Genomic DNA, 19114 nt, shown 5'->3' with positions numbered 1-19114 from the left:
GTGCGGATGGTGTCCTGGATCTCACCCCGATCCCCACCCTGCAGCAGGAGCCCCGATGTCCCTCCCCGGCGCACGCCCCGTCCGCGCACCGCGCGGCACCGATCTCACCGCGAAGTCCTGGCAGACCGAGGCCCCGCTGCGGATGCTCATGAACAACCTCGACCCCGAGGTCGCCGAGCGTCCCGACGACCTCGTCGTCTACGGCGGCACCGGCCGCGCCGCCCGCAGCTGGGAGGCCTTCGACGCGATCGTCGCGACCCTGCAGGACCTCGAGGAGGACGAGACCCTGCTCGTGCAGTCCGGCAAGCCGGTGGGCGTGCTGCGCACCAACCCCTGGGCGCCGCGCGTGCTCCTCGCGAACTCGCACCTCGTCCCGGACTGGGCGACCTGGCCCGAGTTCCGCCGCCTCGAGGGGGAGGGCCTGCTCATGTACGGGCAGATGACCGCCGGCTCCTGGATCTACATCGCGACCCAGGGCATCCTCCAGGGCACCTACGAGACCTTCGCGGCTGTCGCCCGCGCCCGCTTCGGCGGCACCCTCGCCGGGACGATCACCCTCACCGGCGGCTGCGGCGGCATGGGCGGCGCGCAGCCCCTCGCCGTGACCCTCAACGGGGGCGTGTGCCTCATCGCCGACGTCGACCGCTCGCGCCTCGAGCGCCGCGTCGCCAAGCGCTATCTCACCGAGATCGCGGAGGATCTCGACGACGCCGTCGCCCGCGCCCGCGCCGCCCGCGACGAGGGGCGCGCCGTCTCCATCGGGATCGTCGGCAACGCCGCCGAGGTCTTCCCCGCGCTGCTCGAGCGCCACCGCGCGGGGGACCTGCGGATCGACGTCGTCACCGACCAGACCTCCGCGCACGACCCGCTCTCCTACCTCCCGCTCGAGCACGAGGTGGGCACCTGGCAGGCCGAGGCCGCCGCGGACCCGGAGGGCTTCACCAAGAAGTCCCGCGAGTCCATGGCCCGCCAGGTCCAGGCCATGGTCGACTTCCAGGACGAGGGCGCCGAGGTCTTCGACTACGGCAACTCGATCCGCGACGAGGCCCGCACTGCCGGCTGCGAGCGCGCCTTCGCCTTCCCGGGCTTCGTGCCCGCCTACATCCGCCCGCTGTTCTGCGAGGGTCTCGGCCCGTTCCGCTGGGTCGCCCTCTCCGGCGACCCGCAGGACATCGCCGTCACCGATGCCGCGCTCAAGGAGCTCTTCCCCGAGAACGAGCACCTGCACCGCTGGCTCGACGCGGCCGGCGAGTACGTCGAGTTCGAGGGGCTCCCCGCCCGCATCTGCTGGCTCGGCTACGGCGAGCGCCACCTCGCCGGGCAGCTCTTCAACCGCCTCGTGAAGGAGGGCAAGGTCTCCGCGCCGATCGTCATCGGCCGCGACCACCTCGACTCCGGCTCCGTCGCCTCCCCGTACCGGGAGACCGAGGGCATGCTCGACGGCTCCGACGCGATCGCCGACTGGCCGCTGCTGAACGCCCTCACCGCCGCGAGCTCGGGCGCGACCTGGGTGTCCCTCCACCACGGCGGCGGCGTCGGCATCGGCCGCTCGATCCACGCCGGTCAGGTGGGCGTCGCCGACGGCACCGACCTCGCCGCCGCGAAGCTCACCGCGCTGCTCACCAACGACCCCGCCATGGGCGTGATCCGCCACGTCGACGCCGGCTACTCCCGCGCCGCCGAGGTCGCGGACGAGCGGGGCGTGCGCGTCCCCCTGCCCCCGCACGTGCGCGACGCGGGGGACCCCGCCGCCGCGCAGCGCGAGGCGACCGCCCGCGCCGCCTCCCGACAGGCACCGAAGGCCGGGGCCTGAGCGCCGTGGCCGGTGGGTTCGACCGCCGCTGGGCGGAGCTGCTGCCCGTGGGCCGCGACGGCACCACGGGCGGCTACCGCCGCTTCGCCTGGACCCGCGAGGACCACACCCTGCGCGAGTGGTTCGCGGGGGAGTGCGAGGCCCTCGGCCTCGACCTCACAGAGGATCGCATGGGCAACCAGTGGGCCTGGTGGGGCGACCCCGACGCCGCGCCCGGCGTCGTCATCGGCTCCCACCTCGACTCCGTGCCCGACGGCGGCGCGTACGACGGTCCGCTCGGCGTGGTCTCCGCGCTCGCAGCCGTGCAGGTCCTCCAGGAGGAGGGCTTCCGCCCCTCCGTCCCGATCGGCGTCGTGAACTTCGGGGACGAGGAGGGCGCGCGCTTCGGCGTCGCCTGCGCGGGCTCCCGCGTCATCACGGGAGCCATGACCGCCGAGCGGGCCCTGGGCCTGCGCGACGCGGACGGCGTGAGCATGGCCGAGGCCCTGCGCGCCGCCGGGCGCGGCCTCGACCTCGGCCCGGACCCGGCGACCCTCGCCCGCGTCGGCTCCTTCGTCGAGCTGCACGTCGAGCAGGGGAAGGCGCTCGCGCTCATGGACCCGGCGACCTCAGCGGTCGCCGTCGGCACCGACATCTGGCCGCACGGCCGCTGGCGCGCGGACTTCGCCGGCCGCGCCGATCACGCCGGCACCACGGCCCTCGCCGACCGGACGGACGCGATGCTCGAGGCCGCGGCCTTCGCCCTCGCCGCGCGGGAGGCCGCCGCCCGCCGCGACGACCACGAGCACCGCTGCGTGGCGACCGTCGGCAAGCTCGAGGTGACCCCGGGCGGGATCAACGCGATCCCCTCCCACGTCACCGCCTGGCTCGACGCCCGCTCCCCGCGCGAGGACCTCGTGCAGGGGGTGATCGCCGACCTCCACGGACTGTTCCCCGAGGCGCTGCGCGAGGAGTCCTGGACCCCCGCGACCCGCTTCGACGAGACGCTCACGCTGCGGGTGCGGGACGCGCTCGGGGAGACCACGCCGCTCCTGGGCACGGGCGCCGGACACGACGCCGGGATCCTCGCGAACGCCGGCGTGCCCACCACCATGCTGTTCGTCCGCAACCCGACGGGCTCCTCCCACACCCCGGAGGAGCATGCGGACGCCGCGGACTGCCACGCGGGCGTGGACGCCCTGGTCACCGTCGTGAAGGAGCTCGCGGCATGAGTGCGCGACGCACCCTCTGGTGCGAGCACGCGCTGCTGCCCGAGGGGCACCGCTGCGGGGTGCGCCTCGGCATCGACGCCGCGGGCCGGCTGGACCGGGTCGAGGTCGCCCCGCGGCAGGACGGCGACGAGATCCTGCCCGGCGTGACCCTGCCGGGCCTCGCGAACACCCACAGCCATGCCTTCCACCGGGCGCTGCGCGGTCGCACCCATGATGCGGGCGGCACCTTCTGGACCTGGCGCGAGCGGATGTACCACGTGGCCGCGCGCCTGGACCCGGATGCGTACCTCGCGCTGGCCCGGGCCGCCTACGCCGAGATGGCGCTCGCCGGCGTCACCGCCGTCGGCGAGTTCCACTACGTCCACCATGCACCCGGCGGCACGCCCTATGCGGATCCGAACGCCATGGGCCGCGCGCTCGAGCAGGCCGCCGCGGAGGCCGGGGTGCGGCTCACCCTGCTGGACACGCTCTACCTCGCGGGCGGCCTCGACGCGGGCGGGCACCTGCCCCCGGCCCCCGAGCAGCGCCGCTTCACCGATCGCGACGCGGACGCCTGGGCGCAGCGGGTCCGGGCCCTGCAGGAGCGCGAGGACCCGCAGGGCGACATGCTCGTGGGCGCCGCCGCGCATTCCGTGCGCGCCGTGCCGCTCGACCAGCTCGAGCGGCTCGCCGTCCTGCTCCCCGAGCTCGGCGGGGACGGGCCCCGCCTGCCGCTGCACGTGCACGTGAGCGAGCAGCCCGCGGAGAACGCGGCCTGCCTCGCCCACCACGGACGCACCCCCGTGCGCCTGCTCGCCGATGCGGGCCTGCTGGACGAGCACCTCACCGCCGTCCACGCCACCCACCTCACCACGCAGGACCTGCACCTGCTGGGGGAGGCCCGGGCCTGGGCGAGCTTCTGCCCCACCACCGAGCGGGACCTCGCCGACGGCATCGGACCCGCGCGGGCCCTGCGCGAGGCCGGGGCGCGGCTGTGCCTGGGCAGCGATCAGCACGCCGTGATCGACCTCGTCGAGGAGGCCCGCGCCCTCGAGATGCACGAGCGGCTGGCGAGCGGAGAGCGCGGTCGGTTCACGCCCGCACAGCTGCTCGAGGCGGCGACGGGCCACGGCAGCATCGGGCGGCCCGACGCCGGACGCCTCGCCGTCGGCGCCCCCGCGGATCTCGCGGTGCTCTCCTTGGACACGGTGCGCACCGCCGGCTCCGACCCCGCGCAGATCCTGCTCACCGCCACCGCGGCCGACGTCACGACCGTGATCCGCGGCGGGGAGACCATCGTCGCCGCGGGCCGTCACCGCCTGGGTGACGTGGCCCGCCTGCTCCAGGACGCCATCAGCCCCCTCTGGGAGGACGCATGACCAGCACCCTGCTCACCGGCATCGGCGAGCTCTGGACCCTCGACCCGGCCCTCGAGGAGCCGGGGGAGCGGGGCGCGGCCCCCGGCCAGGTGCTCCACGACGCCGCGCTTGTGGTCGAGGAGGGCCGCGTCGCCTGGACCGGCCCGGCCGCGACGGCCCCTGCCGCGGACCAGCGCGAGGACCTCGGCGGCCGCGCCGTGCTCCCCGGCTGGGTCGACTCCCACACCCACCTCGTCTTCGACGGCGACCGCGCCGCCGAGTTCGAGGCCCGCATGGCCGGGGAGTCCTACGCCGCGGGCGGCATCGCCGTCACGACCGCCGCGACGCGCGCCGCGAGCGACGAGCGGCTCCTCGCGCTCGTGCGCTCACGGCTCGCGGAGGCCGCCGCGGGCGGCACCACGACCCTCGAGACGAAGACCGGCTACGGACTCACCGTCGCCGAGGAGGGCCGCGCCGCGCGCCTGCTCGACGCCCTCGCCCGGGCCGGGGAGATCGACGAGGTGACCTTCCTCGGCGCGCACCTCGTGCCCGAGGAGCACGCGGGCCGCGCGGAGGAGTACGTGGACCTCGTGGTGGGGGACATGCTGCAGGCGGTCGCCCCGCACGTGCGCTGGATCGACGTGTTCTGCGAGGCGGGTGCCTTCGACCCGGAGCAGTCCGCCCGCGTGCTCGCGGCGGGCGCCGCCGCGGGCCTCGGACTTCGCGTGCACGGCCATCAGCTGGGCCGCAGCGGCGGCGTGGAGCTCGCCGTGCGCCACCGCGCCGCGAGCGTCGACCACCTCAACCACCTCGACGCGGGGGACGTGGACGCGCTCGCCGCGACCGCCTCCCTCCCCACCGCCCCCGGGGACGCCCCGGGCCGCCTCGCCGTGGACGCGGGGCCGACGGTCGCGACGGTGCTGCCCGCGTGCGACCTCTCCACCCGCGCCCCGCTCGCCCCCGCCCGCGCCCTGCTCGACGCGGGCGCCCAGCTCGCGATCGCCTCGAACTGCAACCCCGGCACGAGCTACACGAGCGCCATGGCCTTCTGCGTCGCGACCGCGGTGCTGCAGATGCGCCTCACCCTCGCCGAGGCGATCCGGGCCGCGACCCGCGGCGGGGCGCTCGCCCTGCGCCGCGACGACGTCGGCCACCTCGGTGTGGGCGCCCGCGCGGACCTCCACGTGCTCGACGCCCCCGCCGCGATCCACCTCGCCTACCGCCCCGGCATGCCGCTCACCCATCAGGTGCGCCGTGCGGGGAGCCGGCTCGCCTGACCCGGGACACCCCGCTCCCCGCCCTCCCCGCCCCCCGCACCGAAGAGGTCTTCATGATGACGACGCCCGACGCAGTCCAGGACCCCCGCCGCGAGCCCTTCGCGGGTTCCGCCGCCGATCGCGCCCGCTCCGTGATCGGCGCCGACGGCGCCGAGCGTCCCGTCCCACCCCACCGCTGGCGGTTCTTCCTCTACAGCGCGATCGGCATCGCGATGTTCTTCGTCTCGGTCGAGATCGGCGGGAGGTCCACGATCCTCGTCGACCACGCCCTGACGTTCGTGCGGTGGGTGCTCGGCCCCGCCGTGCCCTGGGTGGTCGTGGGGCTCGTGCTCGTCGGCACCGTCCGCCCCTTCGTCACCGGCACCTGGAGGGACGGCGCGCTGCGCACCGTCTTCGCCCTCGCGAACATCGTGGGCCTCGTCGTCGCGGTCTGCGCGGCCGCGGGCTTCTATCCGGGCCCGCTCGCGAACCCGGACATCGGCCCGTTCCTGTGGGAGAAGCTCGGCATCCCGGTGGGGCTGATCGTGCCCGTCGGCGCCGTGTTCCTCGCTCTGCTGATCAACTACGGCCTGATGGAGTTCATCGGCGTGCTGGTCCAGCCGATCATGCGTCCGGTGTGGAAGGTCCCCGGCCGCGCCGCGGTCGACGCCGTCGCCTCCTTCGTCGGCTCCTACTCCCTCGCCCTGCTCATCACCGACCGGGTCTACCGCGAGGGGCGCTACACGGGCCGGGAGGCCGCGATCATCGCGACCGGGTTCTCGACCGTCTCGGCGACCTTCATGGTCATCGTGGCGAGCACCCTGGACCTCATGCAGCACTGGACGCTCTACTTCCTCCTCACCTTCGCGGTCACCGCGATCACGGTGCGGATCCCCCCGCTGAGCCGGGTGGCCGACGAGCCCTTCGAGGGGGTGGAGCATCTCGCCGAGCCGGTCTCGCGGGGCAACCGACTCACGCAGGCCTGGGACGAGGCGATGCGGGCGCTCGCGATCGCCCCGGGCGTGGTCCGGGGAAGCTGGGCGACCTTCAAGGACGGCGTGCTCATGGCCGCCGCGATCGTCCCCTCGATCCTCTCGATCGGTCTCGCCGGGCTGCTGCTGGCCACGTACACCCCGGTGTTCGACCTCATCGGCTGGCTGTTCGTGCCCTTCGCCTGGCTGGTCCAGCTCCCCGAGCCGGCGCTCGCGGGGAAGGCCTTCGCCGTGGGCATCGCGGAGATGTTCCTGCCGGCGACCGTGGTCGCCGGCCACGAGTCGGAGGCGCTGCGCTTCACCGTGGGCGTCACCGCCGTCTCCCAGATCGTGTTCTTCTCCGCCCTGGTCCCCTCGATCCTCGCCACGCGGATCCCCGTGAACGTGGGCCAGCTGGTGGTGCTGTGGTTCGTCCGGGTCGTGCTGACGATCCTCATCACCGCACCGCTCGCCCACCTCCTGCTCTGAGCGGCCCCGTCCTCACACCGTCCTCACCACGGCCACCGTCCGCGGCGGTCGGCGCGGCCCGCGACCGCCGTCCGAAAGGAACCCCATGACCGACACCGTCCGTCTCTCCCGCTCCGACCTCGCCGCCGCCGAGGTGCTCGCGGTCGCCCGTCGCGGCGCCCGCGTCGAGCTCGACCCCGCCGCCCGCGAGCACGTCGCCACCGTCCGCGCGCACATCGACGCCCTCGCCGCGGGGGAGACCCCCGTGTACGGCGTCTCCACCGGGTTCGGCGCCCTCGCGGACACGTCCATCCCGCCGTCGATGCGCCACGCCCTCCAGCGCTCCCTCATCCGCTCCCACGCGGCGGGCGCCGGTCCCGAGGTCGAGACCGAGGTGGTGCGCGCTCTCATGCTGCTGCGCGCCCGCACCCTCGCCTCGGGCCGCACCGGCGTGCGGCCCGTCGTCATCGAGACCATGCTCGCGCTGCTCAACGCCGGCATCACCCCGATCGTCCACGAGTACGGCTCGCTCGGCTGCTCGGGGGACCTCGCCCCGCTGTCGCACTGCGCGATCGTGCTCATGGGGGAGGGGCGCGCCCGGGACCGCGACGGCGCGGAGCGTCCCGTCCCGGAGCTGCTCGCGGAGGCCGGGATCGCCCCCGTGCTGCTCGAGGAGAAGGAGGGCCTCGCCCTCATCAACGGGACCGACGGCATGCTCGGCATGCTCCTCATGGCCCTCGCGGACCTCGACGAGCTGGTGCGCACCGCGGATCTCACCACCGCCCTGACCGTGCAGGGCCTGCGCGGCCGGGACGGCGTCTTCCGCCCCGAGCTGCACGCGCCGCTGCGCCCGCACCCCGGGCAGGCGGCCTCCGCCGCGAACGTGCTGGCCCTGCTCGAGGGCTCGCCGATCATCGCCGACGTCGCCGCCGAGGGCTCCCGCGTCCAGGACGCCTACTCGCTGCGCTGCGCCCCGCAGGTCGCGGGAGCCGTCCGCGACACGATCGCGCACGCCCGCACCGTCGCCGAGCGGGAGCTCGCGAGCGCGATCGACAACCCCGTCGTGCTCGAGGACGGCACCGTCACCTCGAACGGCAACTTCCACGGCGCCCCCGTCGCCTACGTGCTCGACTTCCTCGCGATCGCGAGTGCGGACCTCGCCTCGATCGCCGAGCGCCGCACCGACCGGATGCTCGACAAGGCCCGCTCCCACGGGCTGCCGCCCTTCCTCGCCGACGACCCCGGCGTCGACTCGGGCTTCATGATCGCCCAGTACACGCAGGCGGCCCTGGTCTCCGAGATGAAGCGGCTCGCGGTGCCCGCGAGCGTCGACTCGATCCCCTCCTCGGCGATGCAGGAGGACCACGTCTCCATGGGCTGGCACGCGGCCCGCAAGCTCCGCACGAGCGTGGAGAACCTGCGCCGGGTGCTCGCGATCGAGCTGCTCACGGCCGCCCGGGCTGTGGACCTGCGCGCCCCGCTGCAGCCCTCGACCGCGTGCGCCGCGGTGATCAGCGCGCTCCGCGAGAACGTCGAGGGGCCGGGCCCGGACCGCTTCCTCGCCCCGGACATCGCGGCCGCGGAGGAGGGCCTGCGGGACGGCTCCCTGCTCGCCGCCGCGGAGGGGGTCGTGGGGCCGCTCGCCTGATCCCGCGCGTGGACGGTGCGGGTCAGCGCACCGTCCACGCGCTCACCCGTACCGAGAGCGTCACCTCGAGCTCGTCCGGCAGGGCGAGCGCGGCGGGGTCGACGTGGCGCGCGCTCGGGGTCATGAGCACGAGGTCCGCGGCCGCCTCCGCGCCGAGCCGCAGCGGCGCCCGCACGATGATCTCGGGGCCTGCCGTGAAGTGCGGGTCCAGGGCGGCGGCGAGCCGCTCCTCCTTGCGCGGGTCGATGCCGACCATCGCGGGCACCGTCTCCCGCAGCTCGGCGAGGTGGTCCGGTGCGGGGCGGGCCACGACGAGCCGGCCGCCCGGGCGCAGCACCCGCGCGAACTCGGGCGGGTTGCGCGGGGAGAACACGTCGAGCACGACGTCCACGGAGGCGTCGGCGAGCGGCAGGCGGGAGAACAGGTCCGCGCCGATCGCGGCGAGGCCCTCGTGGGCGCGGGCCGCGAAGCGCAGGGACCGGGTCGAGGTGTCCAGGCCGATGCCGAGGGTCCTCGGCTGCTCCGCGAGCAGGGCGGCGAGGTACCACCCGGAGCCGCAGCCCGCGTCCAGGACCGTCCGACGGGCGCTGACGGGGCTCCCGTCAGGACCGGCGCAGGCCTCCGGGGCGGCGAGGTCCAGCACGGCGTCCCGCAGCGGGCCGTAGGCGCCGGTCGCGAGGAAGCGGTCACGGGCCCGGGCCATGTCGTCGTCGTCCCCGCTCACGGGGGCAGGACCGGAGAGCAGGGACACGGAGCCGCCGCGCGCCGCGTCGAAGCGGTGGCCGCCCGCACAGCCGAGGGTGCGCTCCCGGGCGTCGAGCGGCAGGGCGCACACGGGACAGCGCAGCAGCGGCAGCGCGGCGAGCAGGGCGGCGGGGAGCGGGCGGGTCACGGGGACACGGTACGGGGTGCGCCGGCCCTACGCTGGCGCCATGACGGCACAGCGGCAGGACCACCAGGAGCGCGTGGCCCCGGAGCGGATCGCCCTGCGGCTCCTGCTCGAGGAGGACGCCGCGCGCCTCGCCCACCTCGAGACGGTGAACCGCGAGCACCTGCTCACCGGGGCCCCGGTGCGCCCCGAGGGATGGGCGACGGAGGAGGGCCAGCGGCGCATGATCCGCTCGCTGCGCACCCAGCTCGAGGCCGGGTCCACGGTCCCGCTCGTCATCACCGTGGACGACGAGGTCGTGGGCCGGCTGACCCTCAGCGGCGTGCTGCGCGGCCCCGCCCAGTGGGCGAGCCTCGGCTACTGGGTCGACGCGGGGGCGAGCGGGCGCGGCGTCGCCTCCTGCGCGGTGCGCGAGGCCGTCGACCTCGCCTTCGGCGCCCTCGACCTGCACCGCGTCGAGGCGAGCGTCGCCGTGGGCAACGCGGCCTCCGCGCGGGTCCTCGAGCGCAACGGCTTCACCCAGATCGGTCTCGCCCCGCAGTACCTCCGGCTCGGCTCGGCGGGCGGCGGCTGGGCGGACTGCCGCCTGTTCCAGCGCATCAACCCCGCCTGGCGCGGCGAGGGCTGAGCCGGCGGGACGACGGCGCCGTCGGTCACCTCGACCTCGGGCCCGTCGGCCGTCCCCTCAGGCCCCGACGTACTGCGCGAGCGCCTCCCCGGTGAGGCCCGCCCGCTCGGCGACGAGCTGCGCGGGCGTGCCCTCGAAGACGACGGTGCCGCCGTGCTGCCCGGCGCCGGGGCCCATGTCGATGATGCGGTCCGCATGCGCCATGACGGCCTGGTGGTGCTCGATGACGATCACGGACTTCCCGGCGTCCACGAGGGCGTCCAGGAGCGCGAGCAGCTGCTCGACGTCCGCCATGTGCAGTCCCGAGGTGGGCTCGTCGAGCACGTAGATCCCGCCCTTCTCGCCCATGTGGGTGGCGAGCTTGAGGCGCTGCCGCTCGCCGCCGGAGAGGGTCGTGAGCGGCTGACCGATCGTGAGGTAGCCGAGGCCCACCTGGTCCAGGTGGCCGAGGATCCGCGCCGCGGCGGGCACCTTCGCCTCCCCGTCGGAGAACAGCTCGCGCGCCTCCGCGACCGACATCTCGAGAACGTCGGCGATGCTGCGCCCGCCGAGGGTGTGCTCGAGCACGGAGGCCTGGAAGCGGCGGCCCTCGCACTCCTCGCACACGGACTCGACGGTCTCGAGGAAGCCCAGCTCGGTGTACGTGACGCCGGCGCCGTTGCAGACGGGGCAGGCGCCCTCGGAGTTCGCGGAGAACAGGGCGGGCTTGACGCCGTTCGCCTTCGCGAAGGCCTTCCGGATCGGCTCGAGCAGTCCCGTGTAGGTCGCGGGGTTCGAGCGGCGGGAGCCGCGGATCGGGGACTGGTCCACCATGACGACGTCCGCGTCGCGGGGGAGGGAGTCGTGGATGAGCGAGCTCTTGCCGGAGCCCGCGACGCCGGTGACGACCGTGAGCACGCCGAGCGGCACGTCGACGTCGACGTCGCGGAGGTTGTGGGTGCTCGCGCCGCGGATCTCGAGCACCCCGCTGGGCTCGCGCACCGTCTCCTTGAGCCGGGTGCGGGCGGCGAGGAAGCGGCCCGTGAGGGTGCCGGAGGAGCGCAGCCCCTCGACGTCCCCCTCGAACACGAGCTCGCCGCCGTCGCGGCCGGCCCGCGGGCCCAGGTCGACGACGTGGTCCGCGATCTCGATGGTCTCCGGCTTGTGCTCGACGACGAGCACCGTGTTGCCCTTGTCACGCAGCTCGAGCAGCAGCTCGTTCATGCGGGAGATGTCGTGGGGGTGCAGGCCCACGGTCGGCTCGTCGAAGACGTAGGTGACGTCGGTGAGGGCGGAGCCGATGTGCTGGACGAGCTTGGTGCGCTGCGCCTCGCCGCCGGAGAGCGTGCCGGAGGGGCGATCCAGGGAGAGGTAGCCGAGGCCGATCCCGACGAAGGCGTCGAGCAGGGCGCGGAGGTTCGCCAGCAGCGGGCCCACGCCCTCGTCGTCGAGGCCGGCGACCCAGTCGCGCAGGTCGGTGACGGGCAGGGCGGAGACGTCGGCGATGGAGACCCCGTCGATGAGGGAGGTGCGGGCGTGCTCCGCGAGCCGGGTGCCCTCGCAGTCGGGGCAGGTGATGAAGGTGACCGCGCGGTCCACGAAGGCGCGGATGTGCGGCTGCATCTGGTCGCGGTCCTTGGACAGCATGGACTTGCGGATCTTCGGGACGAGCCCCTCGTAGGTGAGGTTCACGTCCCCGATCTTCACCTTGGTGGGCTCCTTGTAGAGGAAGTCCTCGCGCTGGCGGGCCGTGAAGTCCTGGATGGGGACGTCCGGCGGCATGAACCCGGACTCGCGGATGATCCGCACGTTCCAGCCGTCGCCCGTGTAGCCGGGGATCGTGAACGGGTCCTCGGAGAGGGACTTCGTGGCGTCGTACAGCTCCGTCAGGTCGAGGTCGCTCACGTTCCCCATGCCCTCGCAGCGCGGGCACATGCCGCCCACGCGGGAGAAGTTCGCCTTCTCCGCGAGGGTCTTCCCGCCCTTCTTCACGGTGATCGCCCCGGCGGCGGAGACCGAGGGGACGTTGAAGGAGTACGCGCCGGGGCCGCCCACATGGGGCTCGGCGCGGCGGGAGAAGAGGGTGCGCAGGTAGGCGCTCGCGTCCGTGATGGTGCCGACGGTCGAGCGGGGCCCGCCGCCGAGGCGCTCCTGGTCCACGACGATCGCGGAGGTCACCCCGGAGAGCACGTCCACCTCGGGGCGCGAGGTCGAGGGCATGAAGCCCTGCACGAAGGCGCTGTAGGTCTCGTTGAGCAGGCGGCGGGACTCCGCGGCGATCGTCCCGAACACGAGCGAGCTCTTCCCGGAGCCGGAGACGCCCGTGAAGACGGTGAGGCGGCGCTTGGGGATGTCGACGTCGACCCCGCGGAGGTTGTTCTCGCGGGCCCCGACCACGCGGATCACGTCATGGGCGTCGGCGGGATGGGCGGCGGCGGTCATGAAGGCTCCTGGGTGCGGTGGGGGACGGCAGGTCGGATTCAACCAGGATCACCCCGCCGGCGCGCGGCGGACTAGCCTGGCCCGGTGAACGCGCAGACCCATTACGACATCGCCCTCATCGGCTCCGGCTCGGTGAACTCCTTCCCGGGACCGGACCTCGCGGGCCGCAGCATCGTGCAGATCGACCGCGGGGTGGGCCCGCAGGCCGTGTTCGGCGGCACCTGCCTGAACCTCGGCTGCATCCCCACGAAGATGTTCGTGCGCACCGCGGATCTCGCGCTCGCGCCGTCGGAGTCCGCCGCGCTCGGTGTGCGCGAGCGGCTCGAGGGCGTGGACTGGCCCGCGATCCGGGACCGGATCTTCGGCCGGATCGACCCGATCTCCGCGGGCGGCGAGGAGTACCGCGCCTCCCACGAGGACAACGCGAACCTCACCCTGCTGCGCGGCGAGGCCCGCTTCACGGGCCCGAAGACGCTGCGGGTCGAGCTCGCGGACGGCACCACCCGTGAGATCACCGCGGACACGATCGTCCTCGGCGCCGGCTCCCGCCCGGAGATCCCCGCGATCGACGGGCTCGTCGACGCCGCCCCGCAGACCTCCGACACGGTCATGCGGATGGACGCGCTGCCCGCCTCGATGCTGATCCTCGGCTCGGGGATCATCGCCGTCGAGTTCGCGCACGTGCTCGACGCGCTCGGCGTGGACGTCACCCTCGTCGCCCGCTCGCAGCGGGTGCTGCGCGCGGCCGACGCCGACGTCTCCGCCCGGCTCACCGAGATCCTCGGCGGCCGGATCCGGCTCGAGACCGGGCTGGACACGACCTCCGTGCGCCGCGTCGGGGCCGGTGTCGAGCTGCGCGGCACGCGCGGCCGCGAGGAGGTGGTCCTGCAGGCGGAGGACGTGCTCGTCGCGACCGGCCGGCGCCCCAACTCCGACCGGCTCGACGTGGCCGCCGGCGGGATCGGCCTCGCCGACGGCGGCCGGGTAGCGGTGGACGCCTACCAGCGGGTCCTCGACCCGGAGGGCCAGGTCCTCCCCGGGCTCTGGGCGCTCGGGGACATCTCCAGCCCCGACCAGCTCAAGCACGTCGCGAACCATCAGCTGCGGATCGTGCGGCACAACGTGCTCCACCCCGAGGAGATGCGCCGCTCCGACGAGATGCCCGTGCCCTTCGGCGTCTTCACCCATCCCCAGGTGGCGTGGGTGGGCGCGGACGAGGAGACGGCCCGCGCGGAGGCCGAGCGCTCCGGGCGCGGGATCCGCGTCGCCGTGCAGGAGTACGCCTCGATCGCCTACGGCTGGGCGATGGAGGACACCACCGGGTTCCTCAAGCTCGTCGTGGACGCGGAGTCCACGGCGATCCTCGGCGCGCAGATCATCGGGCCCGAGGCGACCTCGCTCATCCAGCTGCTCGTGCAGGCGATGAGCACGGGGCAGACGGCGCGGGACATCGCGCGCACCCAGTACTGGATCCATCCGGCGATGCCGGAGCTCGTGGAGAACGCCCTGCTCCAGGTCGCTGACTGACCCGTCCCCGTCACCGGGGAGGGCCGGGGGAGTGACCCCCTGTCAGTTCCCCTCCTCGGCCCCCGGCAGGCAGGACTTCAGCGGATCCTGCTCGATGACCGGGGCGGCGGACTCGCTCGAGGTCTCGTCCTCCGAGGAGGAGGACTCCTCCTCGGTGGGCGTCGCCTCCTCGGTCGTGGTCTCCTCCTCCTCGGAGGAGCTGGACTCCTGGTCCGGGGCGGCGCCGGTCTCCGCGGGCTCCGTGGAGCCGGCCTTCGTCTCGCCGGTCACGGACTGCGCGCCGGTGGACTGCATGGAGTCCTCGATCGAGGCCTGGGTCCACTTCTTGAGGTAGTCCCAGTCGGCGTCGTAGCTCGGGGTGACGTCCTGCGTGATCGGGTAGGACTTGAAGCCCGCGTCCTTGATCCGCAGGGCGAGCTCGGCGAAGGCGTCGATGTCCGAGGTCGGGATGTCGGTGACGATGTTGTTCTCGGTCGCGGTGACGAGCCCGGGGATCGACATGGCGAGCGTCGCGGGGTTGGACTCCTCGGTGACCACGCGCACCATGCGCTGCTGGCGGCACATGCGGTTGAAGTCGTCGGAGCCCTCACGGGAGCGGGCGTACCAGAGGGCGTGGTAGCCGTCGAGGTGCTGCTGGCCGGGCTCGATGTACCCGGTGATCGGGTACTTGCCGCCCGTGGCCTGGTTGGTGCCGCCGCCGATCGGGATGCGGCGCTCCACGACCATGTCCACGCCGCCGATCGCGTTGACCATGTCCTCGAAGCCCTGCAGGTTCACCTGCGCGTAGTAGTCGGTCTTCAGGCCCAGGGTCTCCTCGACGGCCCAGGTGGTGGCGGTGAGGCCGGGGCTGTCGTCCCCGGGGAAGAGGTCCTTGTTCTCCTCCGCCCACGCCCACACGGCGTTGATGAGGTTCTGGTTCTTCCCGTAGTAGTCGAAGCCGTCGGGGAACTTCTCGGCGGCGACGGTGCCCTCCGGGAAGCGCACCTTCTCGAGGTTGCGGGGGATGGAGAAGAGGGCCGTCTTGCCGGTCGCGGTGTCCACGGAGGCGACCATGATCGTGTCCGGTCGGGTTCCCGTGCGGTCCTGCCCGGCGTCCTGGCCGAGCATGAGGATGTTGATGCGGCCGACGCCGGCCCACGGGTCCTCGCCGTCCGCGAGGGTGGAGGAGCCCGAGCGGGAGAACACGGAGTCCGAGCCGAGCAGTCCCTGGGTCGCCCACAGCGACTGCACGCCGCAGCCGAAGGGCAGGCCGACGGCGATCACCATGACGGCCGCGAGGCCGAGCGCGACGAACCGGCGCCGGCGCTCGAGCCGCTGCGCCGTGGAGTGCGCGAGGGCGGCGAGGACGATCTGCACCATCCACACCACCATGGCGACCGCGGCGGCGACGAGCAGGGCGATGAGCACCCCGCGGTGGGTGACGAGCTTGACGCCCGTGCGCAGGGGGTCGCCGAGCAGCAGGAAGGCGGCTACGCCGAGGACGACGGCGGCGAGCACGCCGATCAGCACCCAGCCGAGCTTCCGCATCCGGGTCGTGACCAGGCCCAGGCCCGGCAGCACCGTGGTGCCGACGGTCCAGGCGGCCACGCGCCCCAGGCTCCCGCCGCGGCGGGAGGGCTCGGGGCGCTCGTCGCGCGCGCCCCGATCCGAGGGAGGCTCGTACCCGGAGCCGGAGCCGGAGCCGGAGCCCGACCCCGATCCGGAGCTCGCGGCCGCGGCGGAGCCGGCGGCGGCTGCGGGTGCGGCGACGGCGGGGTGGCCGGCGGTGGACCAGGCGTCACGCTCCTCGGCGGGGTCGGGGGAGGAGGCCGCCGCCGCGAGATCGTGCTCGGCGGCGATCGGGCGCGCCGCGCGCCGACCGTGGCCGGTGCGTCGCGCCGGGGGGACGACCGTCCCGCGGGGGCCCTCGCCGGATCCGGCGTTCCCCGCCGGCGCGGCCGACGTCGCGCCTGTGTCGGACCCTGCCGATGCTGCGGACCGGGCGCTCGGCGTCGGCGTGGAGGCTGCGGCGGGCTCCGCGGCCGCGGCGGGCCGGAGCGGCTCGGTGGCCGGCTCGACGGTCCCCGCCGGGGGAGTCAGGGGGCGGGAGGTGTCGGCGGCCCGAGCGGCGGGAGCGCTCTGCTCGTCGGCCGTGTCGGGCCGGGAAGGGTCGACGGGATCCGCGCCGCGACCGGCAGGGGCGTCCACCCAGGTGCGGGGGGACGTGCCGAACGCCTGCTCCCGGTTCTGGCGGGCGACGTCGGGAGGGAGAGGGCGGGACGAGTCGCGGCGGACCGGCTGCTGATGCCGGCCTCCACGACGATTCCTGCGCCAGGAGGCCGAATCCGTCATGCGGGCCATCCTAGGTTCTCCCTCGGCGGGACCCGGGACGCGCCTGTGAGGGGATCGTGGAGGTCACGCGGATCCGGGGTCCCTATCCTGGGCAGATGCGCCTCATCCACACCCCGTCGACGGACCTCACCTACGACGACTGCTTCTTCCTCCCCGCGCGCTCCGACGTCACCTCGCGGTTCGACGTGGACCTCGCGAGCGACGACGGCACCGGCACCACGATCCCCCTGGTCGCGGCCAACATGACCGCTGTCTCCGGCCGCCGGATGGCCGAGACGATGGCGCGTCGCGGCGGTCTCGCCGTGCTCCCGCAGGACCTCTCCGCGGAGCGCATCGACTCGATCGTCCGCTCGCTGAAGACCCGTGACCTGCTCGTCGACCACCCGCTGACGCTCACCGCGGAGGCCACCCTCGGCCAGGCCGCGTCGCTGCTGCCCAAGCGGCCCCACGGCTTCGTCGTCGTGGTGGACGGCGAGCGCCGCCCGCTCGGCGTCGTCGGCCCCGAGGAGATCGCCGGCCGGGACTCCTTCGCAGCCGTCGGCGACCAGCTCGCCGCGGACGTGCTCGTGCTCCGTCCCGCGGATCTCGAGGCGGAGCCCGCGGCGCTGCACGCCCGGATCGCCGCGACCCACCACGACGCCGCCGTCGTCGTCACCGAGGAGGGCGTGCTCCAGGGCGTGCTCACCGCGACCGGCGTGCTCCGCTCCACGATCTACCGCCCGGCGACCGACGCCGAGGGCCGCCTCCGGGTCGCGGTCGCCGTCGGCATCAACGCCGACGTCGCCTCCCGCGTCACGGACCTCGTCGCCGCCGGCACCGACGTGATCGTCCTGGACACCGCCCACGGCCACCAGGACAAGATGATCGAGGCGCTCCGCACCGCGCGCGCCGTGCTCGGCCCCTCCGAGGGGACCCCCGTCCGGCTCGTCGCCGGCAACATCGTCACCGCCGAGGGGACGCGCGAGCTCATCGAGGCCGGCGCCGACATCGTCAAGGTGGGCGTGGGCCCGGGCGCCATGTGCACGACCCGCATGATGACGGGCGTCGGCCGCCCCCAGTTCTCCGCGGTGCTCGAGTGCGCCGCCGAGGCCGCCCGCCACGGGAAGCACGTGTGGGCGGACGGCGGCGTGCGCCATCCCCGCGACGTGGCCCTCGCGCTCGCCGCGGGCGCCTCGAACGTCATGATCGGCTCCTGGTTCGCCGGGACCTTCGAGTCGCCCGGCGAGATGCGCACCGACGAGCACGGCCGCCGCTACAAGGAGAGCTTCGGCATGGCCTCCAAGCGGGCCGTCTCCCACCGCACCGCGCACGAGGACGCCTTCGCCCGGGCTCGCAAGGGCCTGTTCGAGGAGGGCATCTCGAGCTCGCGCATGTACCTCGCGGAGGGCTCCGGCAGCGTCGAGGGGCTCATCGACGAGATCACCGCCGGCGTGCGCTCCTCCTACACCTACGCCGGCGCGCGCAGCACCCCCGAGTTCCGCGAGCGCGCGGTGATCGGCCTGCAGGGCGCGGCCGGCTACGCGGAGGGCCGGCCGCTGTCCAGCTCCTGGACCTGAGTCGCGCCGGGGGTGCGGCGGGACGGTCGCTCCCCGGGTGACCCGGTAGGCTCGCGCCCATGACGACTCTCGTGATCGGTGGTGCCGGGTACATCGGGTCGCACGTGGTGCGGCTCCTCCTCGACAAGGGGGAGCGGGTGATCGTGGTCGACGACCTCTCGACCGGCTTCCGCTCCCGCACGGAGGGCGCCGAGCTGCTCGAGCTCGACGTGACCCTACCCGACGCGGTCGAGAAGCTCGCCTTCGCCCTGCGCTCCTCGGGCGCCGACTCCGTGATCCACTTCGCCGCCCACAAGCAGGTCGGCGAGTCCGTCGCGAACCCGGAGATGTACTGGCACGACAACGTGGGCGGCCTCGCCAATGTGCTCGCCGCCTGCGCGAGCGCCGAGGTGCGCGACGTGGTCTTCTCCTCCTCCGCGGCCGTCTACGGCGTGCCCGACGTCGACCTCGTCACCGAGGACCTCGCCCCGCAGCCCATCAACCCCTACGGCGCGACCAAGTACGTGGGGGAGTGGATGCTCGCCGACGCCGAGCGCGCCCACGACATGCGCACGGTCGCTCTGCGCTACTTCAACGTCGCCGGTGCCGGCTGGCCGGAGCTCGCGGACACCCAGGTCATGAACCTGGTGCCGATCATCCTCAACGCCCTCGAGAAGGGGCGCACGCCCACCGTCTTCGGCGACGACTACGACACCCCGGACGGGACCTGCATCCGCGACTACGTGCACGTGCTGGACCTCGCCCACGCCCACATCGCGGCGCTGGACTACCTGCGCGGTGAGGAGCGCCCGCACCGCGTCTTCAACGTCGGGACCGGCGAGGGCTCGAGCGTGCTCGAGGTGATCGACGCGGTCGCCCGCGTCAAGGGCATCGACATCACCCCGGAGATCGGCCCGCGCCGCGCCGGTGACCCCGCCCGCCTGATCTGCTCCGGCGACCGGATCGCGCAGCACCTGGGCTGGAAGTCCGAGCACGGGCTCGAGGACATCGTCCGCTCCGCGGTCGAGGCCCGCGCCCAGGCCGTCGACCCGTCCTGATCCCCGCACCCGCCGCGCGAC

At 74.4% G+C, this 19114-nt stretch carries 13 protein-coding genes; 10 read left to right on the top strand and 3 right to left on the bottom strand.

Annotated elements, in window-relative coordinates:
- The first annotated feature begins 55 nt into the window (after positions 1–55).
- The 6 genes from hutU to hutH all read left to right on the top strand — a co-directional run bounded on the left by hutU (position 56) and on the right by hutH (position 8704).
- Complete coding sequence (hutU, locus tag ACYVAP_RS11745) at positions 56–1813, top strand: urocanate hydratase (RefSeq protein ID WP_498860759.1); 1758 nt, start codon at positions 56–58, stop codon at positions 1811–1813.
- A gap of 5 nt (positions 1814–1818) precedes the next feature.
- Positions 1819–3024 (top strand): Zn-dependent hydrolase, encoded by a 1206-nt coding sequence (locus ACYVAP_RS11740; protein WP_498860758.1) that lies wholly within the window; start codon positions 1819–1821, stop codon positions 3022–3024.
- Entirely contained in the window at positions 3021–4382 is a 1362-nt protein-coding gene (locus ACYVAP_RS11735) for a formimidoylglutamate deiminase (RefSeq protein ID WP_498860757.1), read from the top strand. Before ACYVAP_RS11740 ends, ACYVAP_RS11735 begins: the two co-directional genes overlap by 4 nt.
- The gene (locus ACYVAP_RS11730; protein ID WP_498860756.1) at positions 4379–5638 is read left to right on the top strand and encodes an amidohydrolase family protein; all 1260 of its coding nucleotides are present in this window, start codon (positions 4379–4381) and stop codon (positions 5636–5638) included. The genes ACYVAP_RS11735 and ACYVAP_RS11730 overlap by 4 nt, the downstream gene beginning before the upstream one ends.
- Before the next feature lie 53 nt (positions 5639–5691).
- Positions 5692–7077 carry a YjiH family protein gene (locus tag ACYVAP_RS11725; RefSeq protein ID WP_498860755.1) on the top strand — a complete coding sequence of 462 codons (1386 nt, stop codon included), beginning with the start codon at positions 5692–5694 and terminating at the stop codon, positions 7075–7077.
- Positions 7078–7162: 85 nt separating this feature from the next.
- Positions 7163–8704, top strand: a complete 1542-nt coding sequence (gene hutH, locus ACYVAP_RS11720) for a histidine ammonia-lyase (RefSeq protein ID WP_498860754.1) — start codon at positions 7163–7165, stop codon at positions 8702–8704.
- Positions 8705–8726: 22 nt separating this feature from the next.
- Here the strand turns inward: hutH and ACYVAP_RS11715 are convergent, their stop codons facing one another.
- On the bottom strand, positions 8727–9596 hold the full coding sequence (locus ACYVAP_RS11715; protein WP_498860753.1) for a class I SAM-dependent methyltransferase: 870 nt from the start codon (positions 9594–9596) through the stop codon (positions 8727–8729).
- Between the two features lie 40 nt (positions 9597–9636).
- Here ACYVAP_RS11715 and ACYVAP_RS11710 point away from each other — a divergent pair, with 40 nt between their 5' ends.
- Positions 9637–10221, top strand: coding sequence for a GNAT family N-acetyltransferase (locus tag ACYVAP_RS11710; protein ID WP_264450892.1), 585 nt, complete (start codon positions 9637–9639; stop codon positions 10219–10221).
- Positions 10222–10278: 57 nt separating this feature from the next.
- Here ACYVAP_RS11710 and ACYVAP_RS11705 read toward each other — a convergent pair whose 3' ends face one another.
- Positions 10279–12642 (bottom strand): excinuclease ABC subunit UvrA, encoded by a 2364-nt coding sequence (locus tag ACYVAP_RS11705; RefSeq protein WP_498860752.1) that lies wholly within the window; start codon positions 12640–12642, stop codon positions 10279–10281.
- 84 nt (positions 12643–12726) lie between these two features.
- Here ACYVAP_RS11705 and ACYVAP_RS11700 point away from each other — a divergent pair, with 84 nt between their 5' ends.
- Positions 12727–14169 (top strand): NAD(P)/FAD-dependent oxidoreductase, encoded by a 1443-nt coding sequence (locus ACYVAP_RS11700; RefSeq protein WP_498860751.1) that lies wholly within the window; start codon positions 12727–12729, stop codon positions 14167–14169.
- Between the two features lie 42 nt (positions 14170–14211).
- On the opposite strand, the gene ACYVAP_RS11695 is transcribed toward ACYVAP_RS11700, so the two are convergent.
- On the bottom strand, positions 14212–16500 hold the full coding sequence (locus ACYVAP_RS11695; RefSeq protein WP_498860750.1) for an LCP family glycopolymer transferase: 2289 nt from the start codon (positions 16498–16500) through the stop codon (positions 14212–14214).
- Between the two features lie 95 nt (positions 16501–16595).
- Here ACYVAP_RS11695 and ACYVAP_RS11690 point away from each other — a divergent pair, with 95 nt between their 5' ends.
- Positions 16596–18056, top strand: a complete 1461-nt coding sequence (locus ACYVAP_RS11690) for a GuaB1 family IMP dehydrogenase-related protein (RefSeq protein WP_264450035.1) — start codon at positions 16596–16598, stop codon at positions 18054–18056.
- Between the two features lie 59 nt (positions 18057–18115).
- Positions 18116–19093, top strand: coding sequence for a UDP-glucose 4-epimerase GalE (gene galE / locus ACYVAP_RS11685; protein ID WP_264450036.1), 978 nt, complete (start codon positions 18116–18118; stop codon positions 19091–19093).
- Positions 19094–19114 lie beyond the last annotated feature (21 nt).

The organism is Brachybacterium horti (assembly GCF_054777615.1).
This window is presented reverse-complemented; position numbering and strand designations above follow the sequence as displayed.